This is a genomic window from Shewanella sp. P1-14-1, from assembly GCF_001401775.1.
In the GTDB taxonomy this organism is placed as follows: Bacteria; Pseudomonadota; Gammaproteobacteria; order Enterobacterales; family Shewanellaceae; genus Shewanella; species Shewanella japonica.
In genome coordinates this window covers 1-16023 of sequence record NZ_LKTL01000012.1, presented here as the reverse complement: position 1 = coordinate 16023, position 16023 = coordinate 1, and the positions used below count along the sequence as shown (strand labels likewise).

Here is a 16023-nt window from a genome sequence, read left to right as displayed (position 1 = left end):
TATTGCCAGGTATGCATAGCTAATAAAATGAAAGTTATAAGCCAGAAATACTCTTCAATTACAGAATTATTGCTAATCTATTGTTAGGAGATTTCTTGATACCAACCTGAACAACGAAACTAAGTAAACTATTGAATAAACGAATCCTTTAAGCTTAATTAGCTCTAACACGCTTAAACTCAAGTAAGGTCGGCTATGTCAATCCTGTCAGTTTCAAGCTGACTTTCTTGTTCAATCAGATCCATAAATTGACTGGCGTTAGTACAATTAACCCTTTTTTTGCATGATAATAAACACAGTTGCCATAGCTTTTGTTTTGTTTGTTGATCCAAACTTTTAAAGTCTGCTACACATAAATGTCCGCTTTGAATAAGTAGAGCCATTTTTTCTAATGGGATAGATATGTTTAAATTAGCCATAATGTTAATCTCTAATTGAACCTAGACTAATTATAGCTTAATGATAATGATTATCAATAGCGTTTATTCTTTTTTAACTACAGATTGAAATAATCCCTCCTATATAAGTCAAGCTAACAACAAACACATTAACCGGAGTTGTCGGCTAAGAAGTCAAACCAAGTAGATTGAGTTTGACCTTGATATGAATAGCTGACAAATGCTCGCCATACCATGTAATCACTGCTGCATGAACCATAAATACCAGTGCCAGTGTAATTAACTTCATCAACAGATTGAAGATTAACAGGGATGACTCCCATAAACATATCTCGCCCTTCAATTCGCATCTGAACATCTGAAACAGGCGCAGAAAAGTGTAATTTAATCTGTAATGGTTTTTCACTTGGCGCAAAAACCGGGTTAATCATAAGCCCCACTACGAGATCATTAACATCTTGATTACAAACTTCACGATGAAACTGACATAAAGTCTTATCGATCGATTGTATGACTTTATGTTCTGCATGCGTTTGTGAATCGCATCCCACTAAATTAGTAATAAAAAATAACAAGAAAACGGCTTTTGTTAAAAACTGCACAAATAATAACCTCATGACTCATTTTGATAACATTATCTTTAGGAAATTGATCTGGATCAAGTTTACTCATGGCCAGTGAGTATCTTTTTTGACGCAGCTCAAGTATCATTGCATTGCCTCGTGATAGATATTAAAAACATGAGGTAATACCTTGACATAGCGGTAAAAACCAACTTCAAAACAGTTTGTTTTTTCGTCAAGTGTCACCTGAACAGGTAAAGCACCGTCTTTACTATAATTAAAAGTAAAAGTAATAAGCCGTGGAAGCATTATGATGAATCATTCCCAGCCTACAGGCGCTGATTACAACTACACTATTGTTCGCCAATTTGCATTAACCACTGTTTTGTGGGGAATCGTTGGTATGGCAGTAGGTGTATTGATTGCGGCCCAGTTAATCTGGCCTCAACTAAACTTCGAAACACCATGGTTAACGTATAGTCGTCTTAGACCGCTTCATACGAATGCCGTGATTTTCGCGTTTGGTACTTCAGCCCTATTCGCAACATCCTACTATATCGTACAACGCACCTGTCAAACCCGTTTATTTGCACCTAAATTAGCTGCATTTACATTCTGGGGATGGCAAGCCATTATTCTCTCAGCTGCAATCACGCTACCAATGGGTTTTACCTCTGGTAAAGAATATGCAGAACTTGAGTGGCCTATTGATATTGCAATCACCGTTGTGTGGGTAGCATATGCAGTAGTGTTCTTTGGCACAATCATTAAACGAACGACGTCGCACATTTATGTTGCAAACTGGTTCTTTGGTGCTTTCATTATCACGGTAGCAGTACTTCACATTGTGAATTCAATGGCAGTACCTGTCAGCTTATTCAAATCGTATTCTATGTACTCTGGCGCAGTCGATGCCATGGTGCAATGGTGGTATGGCCATAATGCGGTAGGTTTCCTACTGACTGCTGGTTTCTTGGGTATGATGTATTACTTTGTTCCTAAGCAAGCTGGACGTCCTGTTTACTCATACAGACTGTCTATTGTTCACTTCTGGGCATTGATTGCACTGTATATTTGGGCAGGTCCTCACCACTTACATTACACAGCTTTACCTGATTGGACACAAACGTTAGGCATGGTGATGTCGCTGATTTTATTCGCTCCTTCTTGGGGTGGCATGATCAACGGTATTATGACCTTATCAGGCGCTTGGCATAAACTACGTACCGATCCTGTGTTACGTTTCTTAGTTGTTTCATTATCTTTCTATGGTATGTCTACCTTCGAAGGACCAATGATGGCAATTAAAACTGTAAACGCCCTTTCCCATTACACAGACTGGACTGTAGGTCACGTGCATTCAGGTGCGTTAGGCTGGGTTGCGATGGTGTCTATTGGTTCTTTATATCACCTTATCCCGGTATTGTTCGGTCACGGCCGTATGTACAGCACTAACCTTGTTAATGTTCATTTCTGGTTAGCAACAATTGGTACTGTGTTATACATCGTAGCAATGTGGATTTCTGGTGTTATGCAAGGTCTTATGTGGCGTGCTGTTAACTCTGATGGAACATTAACTTATAGTTTCGTTGAGAGTTTAGAAGCCTCTTACCCATTCTACTTTGTACGCTTTATTGGTGGTGTGTTCTTCTTAACTGGTATGTTCATTATGGCGTACAACGTTATGCGTACAGTGAATGCCCCTAAAGATTCTTTACCAGCATTAGCTGAAGAAAAAGCATAAGGAGCAGAACGATGAAATTTAATCATGAAATAATCGAGAAAAACATCGGTCTGCTAGGTATCTTTACCGTTATTGCTATCAGTTTTGGTGGTTTGGTACAGATTACTCCGCTTTTATTTGCTAAAGATACGACTGAACCAGTTGAAGGGTTAAAGCCGTATAATGCATTAGAAATTGAAGGTCGCGACATTTATGTTCGTGAAGGCTGCTATAACTGTCACAGTCAAATGATCCGCCCTTTACGTGCTGAAACTGAACGTTATGGTCACTACTCTGTAGCTGGCGAATCTGTATGGGATCACCCGTTCCAATGGGGTTCTAAACGAACAGGTCCAGATTTAGCTCGTGTTGGTGGACGTTACAGTGACAAATGGCATGAAGTGCATTTAATCAATCCACGTGATGTTGTACCACAGTCAAATATGCCAGCTTACCCATGGTTAGCTGACAACCGACTAGATGGCAAACTCACTGGTAATAAGATGCAAATCTTAAGTAATTTCCACCCGGATCATAATTTGTATACCGAAGAAGAAATTGCTGGCGCACAAGCGGCTGTTGAAGGCAAAACTGAATTAGAAGCGTTAATCGCTTATCTTCAGTCTTTAGGCCACGCGCTTAAATAAGGAGGCAATTATGGATTATGGAACGTTACAAGGCATTCTAACCATTATTGTTATGGTCGTTTTTGCCGGCATATTTTACTGGGCCTATAGCTCAAAAAGTAAAGCTGGCTTTGATGAAGCCGCAAACTTAATTTTTTCAGAAGAAGAAATTGCAAAACAAACTCAACATTCAGGAGATAATAAGTAATGAGTATCTTTTGGAATGTTTGGATTATTTTCCCAACACTGTTAGTTATTGCAGGTTGTTTCTTACTTCTTCGTGCTTGTTCAAAGAACAAAACAGGTATTGAAGAAGGTGAATCAATGGGGCATAAGTTTGATGGTATTGAAGAACTCAATAACCCACTCCCTAAGTGGTGGGCTTATATGTTCTACATCAGTATTGTATTTGGCTTAATTTACTTGGCTTTATATCCTGGTCTTGGTAGTTACCAGGGGTTATTTGGTTGGACAAGCTCTAATCAAAGTGTTGGTTATGAAGAAGGTATTAAAGTTGATTCAAAAAAGGCTGTTGAACTTGCTAAAAGTGAAAACCGTCTTTCACAATACGACCGTGAAGTTGCCGCTGCAGATGAAAAATACGGCCCTATCTTTGCTGCATACTTAGCGACTCCTTTAGAAGAGTTAGTTAAAGATGAAGAAGCACTAAAGGTTGGTGGACGTTTATTCCTGCAAAACTGTGCTCAGTGTCATGGCTCTGATGCTAGAGGTAGCATTGGCTTCCCTAACTTAACTGATAATAATTGGTTATACGGTGGTGAGTTAGCTACGATCAAAACATCTATTATGAACGGACGTAACGGTATGATGCCGCCTAAAGGTGGATTACCAATTGAAGACAGCGAAATTCAAGGTTTAGCCGAATATGTCTTCAAACTTTCTGGCCGTGATCATGACGCCACACTTGCTGCGCAAGGTCAGGCATCATTCATGAAAGGTTGTTTTGCCTGTCACGGTATGGATGGAACTGGTAATAAGTTTATGGGTGCACCAAACTTAACTGACGATGCTTGGTTATATGGAAGCAGCCGTTTACAAGTTATGCAATCTATTGCTAATGGCCGTTCAGGTGTAATGCCTGCATGGAATGATATTCTAGGCGAAGAAAAAGTCCATGTGATTTCTGCTTACGTTTATAGCTTATCAAACAAATAGTTACAGCTTGATAACATAAAGGCTTCGTGAAAACGAAGCCTTTTTTTTAAGTGATTATTAAGGCTTTTCGAGTTAAAATAATCACATAATAATTCTTATTTTTAGGACCGTTTTATGTCTGCCCCTCTCCCTTGGTATAAGCATTTTTGGCCATGGTTCATCATCGTACTTTTACTTGTAGTTGTACTTAAAAGTATGGTTGCAATGAGCATTGCCATCGACAATGCAGATTCGCTAGTTTCAGATGATTATTACAAAGAAGGCAAAGCCATCAATATGGATTTGCGTAAAATAAAGCAAGCCAAAAATCTTGGTATGCAATACTTGGTTGAAGTTGATGATCACGAATTAAAAATTTCTCAACATGGCGGACCAGCATATACAGCAGCACTTAAAGTAAGCTTTATCCACCCCACTATTGAAGAAAAAGATTTTAATATCAATGCTACAGCTGATGGCGAAGGTAATTACCGAATTGGTTTATCTAATGCTATATCTGGACCGTGGAATGTTCGACTAGAAGGCTTCGATGCAAGTTGGAGAATTCAGCAACGAATTGAAATTACAGACGATGTTGAATATTGGTTGAACTAATTTAAATGCAGAATTGTTTTCATTGCAACGAGCCCGTAATCACAAAAGACGAGTTTACAACGGTTATCGACAATCAGCCACGTCAGATGTGTTGCCCAGGTTGTCAGGCTGTTTCTCAAGCGATTATTGATTCAGGTTTAAGCAGTTATTATCAGTATCGAAGCGAACCAGGAAGTCGTCAAACGGCCTTGGTTCCAACTGAATTATTACAATATTCAGCGTATGATTTGCCTGAAATTCAGCAGGATTTGGTTCATGCGGTCGAAAACAATAGTACCCTATCTTTGTCAATAGACGGTATTACATGTGCAGCTTGTGCTTGGTTAATTGAACATAAATTAAAGCAACTCAATGGCATCATCAGTATCTCGGTAAACTCCACCACCCAACGTGCTTTAGTCTCATGGGATAATCAATGCGTCAAACTCAGTGAAATCCTCGCTGAGATAAGTCGTATCGGTTACCAAGCTGCTCCGTATCAAATTGATGAACAAGAAAAACAAAGTAAGAAAGAGGGAAAAAAGTTCCTGTTAAGACTGGGTCTCGCTGGCTTTGCGACGATGCAGGTCATGATGTTTGCACTGGCACTTTATTCAGATTATTTTGTAACCTACGATACTGAAATGCGAGATTATTTTCGCTGGGTCAGTATGACATTAGCCGCTCCCGTTGTGTTTTACTCAGCTCAACCTTTTTATTTTAGTGCAGTAAGAAGTTTACTTGGCGCTCGAGTCAACATGGATTTATCTGTTTCGATTGCCATTATTGGTGCTTATATTGCGAGTTGTATTGCAACTATTAATGGAACAGGTGAAGTCTATTTTGAATCAGTTTCTATGTTCACTTTCTTTTTGTTACTTGGAAGATACTTTGAACAAAAAGCCAAGCAGACAGCATCAGAAAGTTCGAGTAATTTACATAAACTCATACCGCTAACAGCGCACCGAATTACCGTCGATGAAAATGGTACTGAAAGTATTGAAGAGATACCTGCTAAAAGGCTCAATATTGGCGATAAAATACTGGTTAAACCTGGCGATGTTGTAGCTGCAGATGGCGTCATTATTTCTGGTAAGTCCGGCCTCAATGAAGCGATGCTAACGGGAGAGCAACAGCCTGTCTTAAAAGCCACTGATGACTGTGTGTTTGCTGGCACTATCAATATCGACCAGCCCATCACAATTACTGTTACGGCACTGGGTCAAGACCAGCTAGTTGCTGAAATAATTCGGTTACAAGAAATTGCATCAAACAACAAGCCTAAAATTGCGTTAATGGTCGATAAATCCGCAAGTTACTTTTCAACAGCAATTATTGCTATTGCTGCTTTAACCTATGTTTTTTGGCATTTTATATCACCAGATGATGCATTTTGGGTCATGTTGTCAGTGTTGGTCGCTACATGTCCTTGCGCCCTAGCCTTAGCAACACCAACAGCAATAACATGTTCGACAGCGATTTTGACTAAACTTGGGATAATCATTCGTAAACCTGGTGTATTTGAAAAACTTCCTTTAATTGAACATGTTGTTTTTGATAAAACTGGAACATTAACTTGTGGTTCAGTGTCAATTAACCATATTGTCGTCACCGATAACATAGATGAGTTAACTGCTAGCCGCTATGCAGCAGCAATGGAAGTCGGTTCATTGCACCCAATTGCCAAAGCATTCGCAAATATCGAGCTTGATGGGATTACAGCTCAAAATATTACTAACCATGTTGGTTTGGGGCTTTCTGCTGTTATTAATGATTCAACCGTAAAGTTAGGCAACGCACAATTCGTTGGCGTTGATGCAAGTTTATGTCACGGCCAACTACTCTGGCTATCAGTAGATGAATTAATATGTGCATGTTTTGTTCTCCAAGATGCGATAAGAGAAAACAGTTATACCGCTGTGAATGGATTAATTAGCGTAAATATAGACGTCAGTATTGCGAGTGGTGATACTTCAGAGCATGTATTAGCTATTGCGAAAGAACTTAACATTAAAAACAGCTTTGCGGGATTAAGTCCAAAAGATAAACTGGACTTAGTCAACAAGTTACAACAAAAGCAAAACGTCGCCATGTTTGGTGATGGAATCAATGACGCCCCGGTTCTTGCTGGGGCAAACTTATCTGTTGCAATGGGAAGTGGTAGTGCTATTGCTAAAAATAGCGCAGATGTCATTCTTCTTGGCGACCAATTATCTAAATTTAGCCAAGCAATAACCGTGGCTAAAAAAACTAATCAAATCATAAAGCAAAATTTAATTTGGGCGTTTGCCTATAATATAATTATTTTACCGCTTGCGGTAACTGGTCATGTTGTTCCCTATATTGCTGCTTTAGGGATGTCATTAAGCTCTATTATTGTTGTTTCAAATAGCCTTCGTTTGCTAAGGATAAAACCATGAGCATCATTTATGTATTAATTCCAATAGCAATGTTATTTGTTGCCGTCGCTGTCGCCGTTTTTTTTTGGGCTGTAAAATCTGAACAGTTTGATGATCTCGATAGACAAAGTGTTTCAATTTTATTTGATGAAGACAATGTAACTCAAACAATTAAGAAAAACACCGAACAACAAAATAGTCATCAAGAAACTGATTCAGCATCTGAACCTACAACAGTGATAAAATCAACAAAAGCAACCGAGTCTACACAAGGTGATTGAGTACAATATTTGGGGAGCATTTTTAGTAGGGCTAATGGGAGCTGCGCATTGTTTCGGCATGTGTGGTGGCTTAATTGGTGCCTTTGCGAGTAATTTACCTAATACTAACGGTAATAGACTCGCAAACCAGTTAAGCTTTTTAATTAGCTACAATGCAGGTCGAATTATAAGTTATGGATTAGCTGGAGCGTTAGCTGGTGCCAGTACTGCAGCTTTAGGCTACATGTTTGATGTTGACAGTTATTTGATCGCTCTACGATTATTTGCTGGCATTATGATGATAGCAACAGGTTTGTATATCGCTCAGTTTTGGTTTGGCATTGTACAGATAGAAAAGCTCGGCCAAGGGTTATGGCGTGCGCTTAAGCCAATAGCTAATAGATTATTGCCAATTAAGAGTCGATATCAAGCTGTTATTGCTGGCATGATTTGGGGATGGCTTCCCTGTGGCTTAGTTTATAGCACATTAACTTGGTCAGTGGCGTCTGGGGATGCTTTAACTGGTGCATTAATTATGTTGGCATTCGGTGCGGGTACCCTACCTGCTTTATTAAGTGCCGGCGTTGCTGCAAAAACATTATCGACTTGGGTTCAAAAGAAGAACGTAAGGCGCTTAAGTGGGATCCTTATTGTAGTATTTGGATTACAGACTATTTATATCGCAATCATGCAGCTAAACTAGCTCAAGTAATGTTATTAGTTTAACATGGTGATGTAGTAATTAATTGAGAATATATATGCCTACAGATCAAACAAAACAACTTCGCGCATCAACAGGTGGTTGTGCCATTCATTGTCATGATTGCAGTATGGAGTCGCTTTGTATTCCTTTTACGCTAGATAACAACGAGCTAGATAAGCTCGATGAGATTATTGAGCGTAAAAAGCCCGTTCAAAAAGGCGATCAAATTTTCAAATCTGGTGATCCTCTTAAATCTCTTTTTGCAATCCGTTCAGGCACAATTAAAAGTTTCACTATCACTGAACAAGGTGATGAACAAATTACTGGCTTTCACCTTGCAGGTGATGTTATTGGATTTGACGGTATTCATTCTCAAACTCATCAAAGTTTCGCACAAGCCCTTGAAACTGCAATGGTATGTGAAATCCCTTTTGAAACGCTCGATACTTTATCTGGCACGATGCCAAAGTTAAGACAGCAAATCATGCGCCTAATGAGTAATGAAATTATGGGCGATCAGGAAATGATTTTATTACTTTCTAAGAAGAATGCAGAAGAACGTTTAGCAGCCTTTATTAACAACCTAGCTAATCGATTTGGTAGCCGCGGCTTCTCACCACATGAGTTTAGATTAACCATGACACGTGGTGATATTGGTAATTATTTAGGATTAACTGTCGAAACAATCAGCCGTTTGTTAGGCCGTTTTCAAAAGTCTGGCTTAATTGAGGTTAAAGGTAAATACATTACAATTATTGATCATGTCGCATTAAGTCAACTTGCTGGTAATGCACGGATTGCCACCTAATAAATTTTCCGTTTTATGATCTGACGCAACGACTTAAAACGCAATAACAGTGATAGTGATATAAAACAGCTTGGAGGTTTTATGAAGGATTATAATAAGATATTAGTTGTCATTAACCCAATGACCGACCATCAACCTGCATTGGCTCGAGCCGTTGAACTAGCTTCCAAATCCAATGCCACTATTACTGCTTTCCTTACGATATTTGATTTTTCTTATGAAATGACTTCTATTCTTTCTAGTCAAGAAAGAGAAGCCATGCGTCAAGGTGTGATAGATCAAAGAGAAAGTTGGTTAGCTGAAGCTATTACTCCGTATGCCCAAACAGGCTTAAATATTGACACCAAAGTTGTTTGGCATAACCGCCCTTTTGAAAGCGTTATTAAATTTGCCATAGAACAAAATTATGATTTACTTGTTAAAAGCACTCATGAACATGACAAGCTAAAATCAATTATCTTCACTCCTACGGATTGGCATTTATTACGTAAAGCGCCTATCCCAGTTTTAATGGTCAAAGAACATGATTGGCCAGTTGCTGGTAAGATTTTATGTGCAGTGAATGTAGCAACTGAAGATGAAGAACATTCTACATTAAACACAAAAATCATTGAAAACGCACTTAACCTAGCAGCTAAGTTCTCTGCACAAATTCACTTAGTTAATGGATACCCCGGTACTCCAGTCAATTTAGCTATTGAGTTACCAGAGTTTGATGCAGTTAGTTATAACGATACCGTTAGAATGCAGCACGAGCAACGCATTCAATATTTAGCCAATAGCTTTAATATTCCGCTTGAAAATTGCCACGTTGAAGAAGGTTTACCAGAAGACGTAATACCTGAACTTTCACAACAATTAGATGCTGAGCTGGTTATTTTAGGCACCGTTGGTCGTACTGGTTTTTCGGCAGCACTGATTGGTAATACAGCTGAACATGTGATTGATAGCATTAATTGTGATTTACTCGCTGTTAAACCTGACGGTTATAAATCACCTCTCGAAGACTAAAGGCTTTACCATAAGCCAGAATGCTGGAATAATACGCGCCCTGAAACGATAGTTACTGGGCGCTTTTTAATGTCTGAATTGCAACAACAAGAAAAACAATTGGCGGACCGCCAATCTAAATTACAAAAAAAATTACGTCATGAAGTTGGACGTGCCATCGGCGATTACCAAATGATCGAACATGGTGACGTAGTAATGTGTTGTCTGTCTGGCGGTAAAGACAGTTATGCAATGCTAGATATCTTATTAAACCTTCAAAAACGAGCGCCAATTAAGTTCGATATTGTTGCGGTTAATTTAGATCAGAAACAGCCTGGTTTCCCTGAAGATATCTTGCCAGCTTATCTTGATACTCTTGATGTCGCGTACCACATTTTAGAAAAAGATACCTATTCAATCGTAAAAGATAAAATCCCTGAAGGTAAAACGACCTGCTCATTATGTTCTCGTTTACGCCGTGGCACACTTTATGGGTTTGCACAAAAAATAGGAGCGACTAAGATAGCTTTGGGTCATCACCGCGACGATATTATCGAAACATTATTTTTGAATATGTTTTTTGGTGGAAAAATGAAAGCTATGCCGCCAAAGTTATTATCTGATGACGGCGCTAACATGGTTATACGCCCATTAGCCTACTGTAAAGAAAAAGACATTGCTGAATATGCGGAATTAAAACAATTCCCTATCATTCCATGTAACTTATGCGGTTCTCAAGAAAATCTTAAACGTGGTGCAGTTAAAGATATGCTTAACCAGTGGGACAGAAATTACCCTGGACGTATTGAAACCATATTTACAGCTATGCAAAATACTTCTCCTTCTCAAGGCGTTGATAGAAATGTGTTTGATTTCTTATCACTACAACGTGATGCAGATGCGCCACTTTCAGGTGATGTCGCTGAATCAGATTTACCCGCTTTTGATTTTTTAGATACGACCAATAATGGTCACATTAATCTAGATGAAGCAGCTAAGATTGATATTGTAACGACTTATAAACCGTAAAAACATACATTACGTCCCACAATAAAAAGCCCTTGAATGAGGGCTTTTTTGTCTTTGCTTGATTCAAACGCAAACTGTTAATTTACGTATGGGCTTAAAATTATTGGCTGTTTTGAAAAAGACAGCTGCTTTACAGTTTCAATTTCTGCTGAGGTAAGCTGTAATTTATCGCTAACAATGCTGACTTTACCATCTATGTTCGCCTCTACCGGTAAGTCAGTTGATGCAAATGAAAACGTTAATCCAGTAATCGGTTTACGAAAATATTTCATAGGAAATCCTTGTTGACCATCAAGCAAGGCATCCATGTCATTTTTTACAGCAACTAATTCGTCTTGATTATAAACAGATTGTACTTTCTTGGCTCTTACTTGCATGGCAACACCACATTGACTCGCGTCACCTGATACTTGCAAATTAATTAAGCCTCTATCTGATTTCAATTGGGCATCAAAGGGTAAGTAAAGACGCTGCTGTTTGTCATAAGTTAATGGGTATTGATGTTTCTCAGTGGTGATATTCCCTGAGATAATTTTACAATTTTCATTTCTTGGGACACTAAATACAACTTCAACTAGCTGGTAGTTATTTTTGTTAACTTGCTTGAGCCGTTCGTAAAACCCTGCATAAGGAATTGATACTGAATCTGCTAAAACTGCTGGTGATAATAAAAATAGCACTAAACAAGAAGCTAATTTTCTTATTTTTTTCATTTATAATCCTGCTAAATAAGCTTTGTTGTGACGAAGCATTTCTAATAGCTCGTCTATATAGGCATCTTTTCTTTCTGAGTAGTGTAATAATCCGTAAACGAGATCTTCCGCTGCTGGCTCTTTTCCTTGGCTTCGAAGATCCGCTCGAATAGAACGTAATAATCGATATGCTGAATTAGTGTTTAAATTTAGCATGTATGCAGCAATGGAGTCCTCAGGCGTTTCAAATGAGGCAACCTCATGATTCATCCCTGCTTTTCTAGATAAAGGAACTAATCCACAGCCTTTTGAAAAGCACCACTGGCCAAAATAATTATTACCTTCTTTGGCGAAACGAGAACTTCCCCAACCGGTTTCATTGGCGGCTTGGATAAGTACCATTCTTGCAGGTACTGTATCAACTCGCTCTAATAAAGGAGTTAATGTAACGAGATCAAACTTTTTAACTGTATATTTATATTTTTGAGTTAATTTTTCTAAATTAAAAATCTCTGCGTTAGTTAATGGCTGCTCGTTAGCAAGGTTTGCTAAAACCACCTTCAGAAAATTTCGTTCTTTTTCTATCAGCGCATTTTGATGGTTAACCGCTGGAGACATATAATCGAAAAAGGCAGACTTTTTGGTAGGTATATCTGCGATTGCTGTAAAGTCAGGTACAGTTTCCTCATCGACTTGATTTTGTTCGATCTCAGGTGTTTCAACCAGAATGTTCTCAATTGTAGGAACTAACCACACTCTGATTAGCATTATGCTGATGATTACAAACCCTAAACCAAGGGTAAACTTTCCAATTCTACCGGTTCTCAAAAAAAATCCTTAAAAAATAATTTGGTTAATTATACCGAGAAACAAGATTAATAGCAGCGAAGTATTTATGCTAATATTAATGATGATTCTATTTTAGCATCTTGTGATAGCTTAAATAAATCAATCAGTACAATAGCTTAAAAAATCATCATTACTGTATGAAAGGAATCAATATGATGAAACATGAATTAAATAGTGTCGATAGTATCGTGGCTATTGGAGGAGGACATGGCTTAGGTCGAGTGTTATCTTCACTCTCTTTCCTTGGTCCTAAGTTAACAGGTATTGTAACGACTACCGATAATGGTGGTTCAACCGGGCGGATCCGACAAGATGAAACAACCATTGCATGGGGCGATTTAAGAAACTGCCTTTCGCAACTTGCACATAGGCCAGCCATTGGCACAATGCTGTTTGATCATCGATTTAATGGAGATAATGAGTTAAACGGTCATAATCTCGGGAATATTATTTTATATGCACTAGAGCAGCTATGTGTTCGCCCTCTTGAAGCAATCAAACTAATTAGAACCATTTTAAAAATTGAAACTCGTGTCATTCCTATGTCTGAATCACCAACTCACCTAAGTGCGCTTAATGCGCAAGGTGAAACCGTTTTTGGTGAAATGAATGTTGACGATATGAAAGAGATACCAAGTCAACTGACTTTAGCTCCTAACGTTGCTGCAACTTGTGAAGCACTACAAGCAATCAATAAAGCTGACATTATCATCATTGCGCCAGGCAGTTTTTTTACGAGTGTAATGCCACCCTTACTTATCCCAAGTATTGCTAATGCGATTAAAGACTCATCTGCAAAAGTGATTCTAATCGACAATTTAACGTCAGAGCCTTCGTGTGCATCGTCTTTAACATTGGATGACAAAATAGAATGGATCAATCAATCAGTATCGACAAATAGAATTAATAAAATTATTAGAAACTCTGATGCTATTGATATAGGTGAATTAGTAAGTTATTTCCCTTTAGTCAGTGACCATCATTTAGGTTTGCATCACAAAGAAGCATTAGCAGAAGCGATAGCAACGGTCGTTAGCCAGAAAGCATAATGTAATGTTTAAAGTTATAGAAAAGCCCTTAAACAATGTCTAAGGGCTTTTGCATTTTTAGCTAATAATTTAAGACTGTTTTGCTCAACTAGTTTAACTTACAAGAAAAACAATCTCTAAACTAAAAATAGCTTAATGTACTTATAAAACCTGAGCTATTGCTTTACAAATTACAGGAATATTTTGTTTGGTCATACCCGCAACACTGATGCGTCCTGAGCCAACAATATAAACTCCGAATTCATCTTTTAAACGATTAACTTGTTCTTTGCTTAAACCTGAAAAGCTAAACATACCATTTTGACGAGAGATAAAGCTAAAGTCTTGCTTCACACCTTCGCTTTTTAACGTTTCTACAAATAGAACTCGCATTTCTGCAATACGTTGGCGCATTTCAGCCAACTCTACTTCCCACTCTTGGCGTAAAGTCTCATCAGAAAGTATGGTACTTACAATTAAACCACCGTGCGCAGGAGGATTAGAATAAGTAGCACGAATTGTTTTTTTAATCTGACTAAAACTTTTTTGTGCTGTTTCTTCATTTGCAGCAACGACAGTAATAGCACCAATACGTTCGTTATATAAACCAAAGTTTTTAGAGAAAGAGTTAGCGACTAATAGTTCAGGCACTTTAGTAGCAACAATCCGTAAGCCTAGCGCATCTTCTTCGATACCAGCGCCAAAGCCCTGGTAGGCAAAATCAAATAAAGGGACTAATTCTTTGTCAACACACAATTGACCTACTGTCTCCCATTGAGATGAACTTAAATCAATCCCTGTAGGGTTATGACAGCAACCATGAAGCAAAATAAGATCACCTGGTTGAGCAGCTTGTAAATCAGTCATCATTGCATCGAAATCCATGTCGTGGGTTTCTGCTTTGTAATAACCGTACTCTTTTATTGTTAAACCAGCTGTTTGGAAAATATTTTGATGGTTTGCCCAGGTAGGATTACTGACCCATAATGTTTTTGAATCAGTGTTACGAACTAAAAATTCAGCGGCTACACGTAATGAACCCGTTCCTCCTGGTGCTTGAGCTGTATATGCACGTTTCGCATTAATAATGTCACTTTTAGCACCAAATAATAATGTTTGAACTGCTGTGTTGTATAGCTCTACACCTTCAATTCCAAGATAGTTTTTTGTTTTCTCAGCGTCTAATAAAATGGCTTCAGCTTTTTTAACTGTTTTGAGTACCGGGGTTTGTCCGGCTTCATCTTTATAAATACCAACACCAAGATTAACTTTATCGGCACGTGGATCTTTTTTAAATGCGTCTGTTAAACCTAAAATGGGATCTGCTGGAGCTTGAGGGATTTGAGAAAATATCATTACTTCTTTCCTACTTATAAAGTGAACCACAATTTTTAGTATTTATACCATTGTATTGGCATTGGAAATAGTGACATTTAATCAACTAATCAGAAATTGTTCACACTTTAAGGATTTATCATTTTTTATCAGTATAAAATAAATAAAATACAATAAAGATTCTGTTCTCTTAGAAAACTTCAGTAGATATCACATATTAAATAGACATTCATGTGAGACATGGAGAGTTTGCAATTTCGCTATCGTACGTGTTTTGAAGATGCGGGTAGAATCGTTTTCTGCTAACTATAATGAGTTCTTATATTGATGTTTACTCACACTGTATTTCATTTAATGCTACCCTTCTGCTCCTGCATTCACTAACTTCGCAACAATCTTGAACCTATCAAGTTTCCTCCTTTTAACTCGTATGATGAACAATTATCTACATATGCATTTGTTACTTTAAACCTAGAAGGATTTGAATCTCCAAAAGCTAGAATTACACGTACGCCTTAATACTAAGTCGTATGCAAAGAAGGCAGCCGAGGCCATACTTAAACTGGCAAGCTTATCTTAAAAGGACGAGAGGTTTTATCTTTTCCCCAAGAAGCAAGTTACAAATTTTTGATACAAAAAGGCCCCGACTAATGTCGAGGCTTTCTTATAATGGTACCCGAGGCCAGACTTGAACTGGCACGCCTTATCTTAAAACGACGAGGGATTTATCTTTCCTCGAATTACTGGCACAAAAAAGCCCCGACTTATGTCGAGGCTTTCTTATAATGGTACCCGAGGCCAGACTTGAACTGGCACGCCTATTAAGCGAGGGATTTTAAATCCCTTGTGTCTACCGATTCCACCACTCGGG

Annotated in this window: 16 protein-coding genes; 12 read left to right on the top strand and 4 right to left on the bottom strand. The window is 38.3% G+C overall.

Annotation, left to right across the window (positions count from 1 at the left end; translation table 11 throughout):
• Nucleotides 1-547: 547 nt before the first annotated feature.
• Nucleotides 548-1000, bottom strand: a complete 453-nt coding sequence (locus AN944_RS10230) for a hypothetical protein (protein WP_119969270.1) — start codon at nucleotides 998-1000, stop codon at nucleotides 548-550.
• 271 nt (nucleotides 1001-1271) lie between these two features.
• Here AN944_RS10230 and ccoN point away from each other — a divergent pair, with 271 nt between their 5' ends.
• The 11 genes from ccoN (at nucleotide 1272) to ttcA (ending at nucleotide 11248) form a co-directional block, all read left to right on the top strand.
• On the top strand, nucleotides 1272-2705 hold the full coding sequence (gene ccoN, locus AN944_RS10225; RefSeq protein WP_055024514.1) for a cytochrome-c oxidase, cbb3-type subunit I: 1434 nt from the start codon (nucleotides 1272-1274) through the stop codon (nucleotides 2703-2705).
• 11 nt (nucleotides 2706-2716) lie between these two features.
• Nucleotides 2717-3331 (top strand): cytochrome-c oxidase, cbb3-type subunit II, encoded by a 615-nt coding sequence (gene ccoO / locus AN944_RS10220; protein ID WP_055024513.1) that lies wholly within the window; start codon nucleotides 2717-2719, stop codon nucleotides 3329-3331.
• A gap of 10 nt (nucleotides 3332-3341) precedes the next feature.
• Complete coding sequence (locus AN944_RS10215; protein ID WP_055024512.1) at nucleotides 3342-3518, top strand: cbb3-type cytochrome c oxidase subunit 3; 177 nt, start codon at nucleotides 3342-3344, stop codon at nucleotides 3516-3518.
• Nucleotides 3518-4486: a cytochrome-c oxidase, cbb3-type subunit III gene (ccoP, locus tag AN944_RS10210; protein ID WP_055024511.1), complete on the top strand. Its 969-nt coding sequence runs from the start codon at nucleotides 3518-3520 to the stop codon at nucleotides 4484-4486. Before AN944_RS10215 ends, ccoP begins: the two co-directional genes overlap by 1 nt.
• Before the next feature lie 114 nt (nucleotides 4487-4600).
• Entirely contained in the window at nucleotides 4601-5080 is a 480-nt protein-coding gene (locus AN944_RS10205; RefSeq protein ID WP_055024510.1) for a FixH family protein, read from the top strand.
• 5 nt (nucleotides 5081-5085) lie between these two features.
• Entirely contained in the window at nucleotides 5086-7479 is a 2394-nt protein-coding gene (locus AN944_RS10200; protein WP_055024509.1) for a heavy metal translocating P-type ATPase, read from the top strand.
• Nucleotides 7476-7739 (top strand): cbb3-type cytochrome oxidase assembly protein CcoS, encoded by a 264-nt coding sequence (gene ccoS / locus AN944_RS21865; protein ID WP_055024508.1) that lies wholly within the window; start codon nucleotides 7476-7478, stop codon nucleotides 7737-7739. The genes AN944_RS10200 and ccoS overlap by 4 nt, the downstream gene beginning before the upstream one ends.
• Nucleotides 7732-8421, top strand: coding sequence for a sulfite exporter TauE/SafE family protein (locus AN944_RS10190; RefSeq protein WP_055024507.1), 690 nt, complete (start codon nucleotides 7732-7734; stop codon nucleotides 8419-8421). Before ccoS ends, AN944_RS10190 begins: the two co-directional genes overlap by 8 nt.
• A gap of 55 nt (nucleotides 8422-8476) precedes the next feature.
• A complete protein-coding gene (gene etrA, locus AN944_RS10185; protein ID WP_055024506.1) occupies nucleotides 8477-9229 on the top strand; it encodes an electron transport transcriptional regulator EtrA in 753 nt (250 codons plus the stop codon).
• An 81-nt stretch (nucleotides 9230-9310) separates the two neighbouring features.
• The gene (uspE, locus tag AN944_RS10180) at nucleotides 9311-10240 is read left to right on the top strand and encodes a universal stress protein UspE (RefSeq protein ID WP_055024505.1); all 930 of its coding nucleotides are present in this window, start codon (nucleotides 9311-9313) and stop codon (nucleotides 10238-10240) included.
• Between the two features lie 69 nt (nucleotides 10241-10309).
• The gene (ttcA, locus tag AN944_RS10175) at nucleotides 10310-11248 is read left to right on the top strand and encodes a tRNA 2-thiocytidine(32) synthetase TtcA (protein ID WP_055024504.1); all 939 of its coding nucleotides are present in this window, start codon (nucleotides 10310-10312) and stop codon (nucleotides 11246-11248) included.
• Between the two features lie 77 nt (nucleotides 11249-11325).
• On the opposite strand, the gene AN944_RS10170 is transcribed toward ttcA, so the two are convergent.
• Entirely contained in the window at nucleotides 11326-11961 is a 636-nt protein-coding gene (locus tag AN944_RS10170) for a DUF2987 domain-containing protein (protein ID WP_055024503.1), read from the bottom strand.
• Nucleotides 11962-12768 (bottom strand): glucosaminidase domain-containing protein, encoded by an 807-nt coding sequence (locus tag AN944_RS10165; RefSeq protein ID WP_055024502.1) that lies wholly within the window; start codon nucleotides 12766-12768, stop codon nucleotides 11962-11964. It abuts the gene before it with no gap.
• Between the two features lie 173 nt (nucleotides 12769-12941).
• Between AN944_RS10165 and yvcK the strand changes: the two genes are divergently transcribed.
• Nucleotides 12942-13838, top strand: a complete 897-nt coding sequence (yvcK, locus tag AN944_RS10160; RefSeq protein ID WP_144430170.1) for a uridine diphosphate-N-acetylglucosamine-binding protein YvcK — start codon at nucleotides 12942-12944, stop codon at nucleotides 13836-13838.
• A 141-nt stretch (nucleotides 13839-13979) separates the two neighbouring features.
• On the opposite strand, the gene AN944_RS10155 is transcribed toward yvcK, so the two are convergent.
• Nucleotides 13980-15173 (bottom strand): amino acid aminotransferase, encoded by a 1194-nt coding sequence (locus AN944_RS10155; protein ID WP_055024501.1) that lies wholly within the window; start codon nucleotides 15171-15173, stop codon nucleotides 13980-13982.
• Between the last annotated feature and the right edge of the window lie 850 nt (nucleotides 15174-16023).

Coding starts and splice junctions, on each gene's coding strand:
- etrA (WP_055024506.1), top strand. CDS start 8,477: ATGCCTACAGATCAAACAAAACAACTTCGCGCATCAACAGGTGGTTGT.
- ccoO (WP_055024513.1), top strand. CDS start 2,717: ATGAAATTTAATCATGAAATAATCGAGAAAAACATCGGTCTGCTAGGT.
- ccoS (WP_055024508.1), top strand. CDS start 7,476: ATGAGCATCATTTATGTATTAATTCCAATAGCAATGTTATTTGTTGCC.
- yvcK (WP_144430170.1), top strand. CDS start 12,942: ATGATGAAACATGAATTAAATAGTGTCGATAGTATCGTGGCTATTGGA.
- AN944_RS10155 (WP_055024501.1), bottom strand. CDS start 15,173: ATGATATTTTCTCAAATCCCTCAAGCTCCAGCAGATCCCATTTTAGGT.
- ccoN (WP_055024514.1), top strand. CDS start 1,272: ATGATGAATCATTCCCAGCCTACAGGCGCTGATTACAACTACACTATT.
- ttcA (WP_055024504.1), top strand. CDS start 10,310: ATGTCTGAATTGCAACAACAAGAAAAACAATTGGCGGACCGCCAATCT.
- uspE (WP_055024505.1), top strand. CDS start 9,311: ATGAAGGATTATAATAAGATATTAGTTGTCATTAACCCAATGACCGAC.
- ccoP (WP_055024511.1), top strand. CDS start 3,518: ATGAGTATCTTTTGGAATGTTTGGATTATTTTCCCAACACTGTTAGTT.
- AN944_RS10215 (WP_055024512.1), top strand. CDS start 3,342: ATGGATTATGGAACGTTACAAGGCATTCTAACCATTATTGTTATGGTC.
- AN944_RS10170 (WP_055024503.1), bottom strand. CDS start 11,961: ATGAAAAAAATAAGAAAATTAGCTTCTTGTTTAGTGCTATTTTTATTA.
- AN944_RS10205 (WP_055024510.1), top strand. CDS start 4,601: ATGTCTGCCCCTCTCCCTTGGTATAAGCATTTTTGGCCATGGTTCATC.
- AN944_RS10200 (WP_055024509.1), top strand. CDS start 5,086: ATGCAGAATTGTTTTCATTGCAACGAGCCCGTAATCACAAAAGACGAG.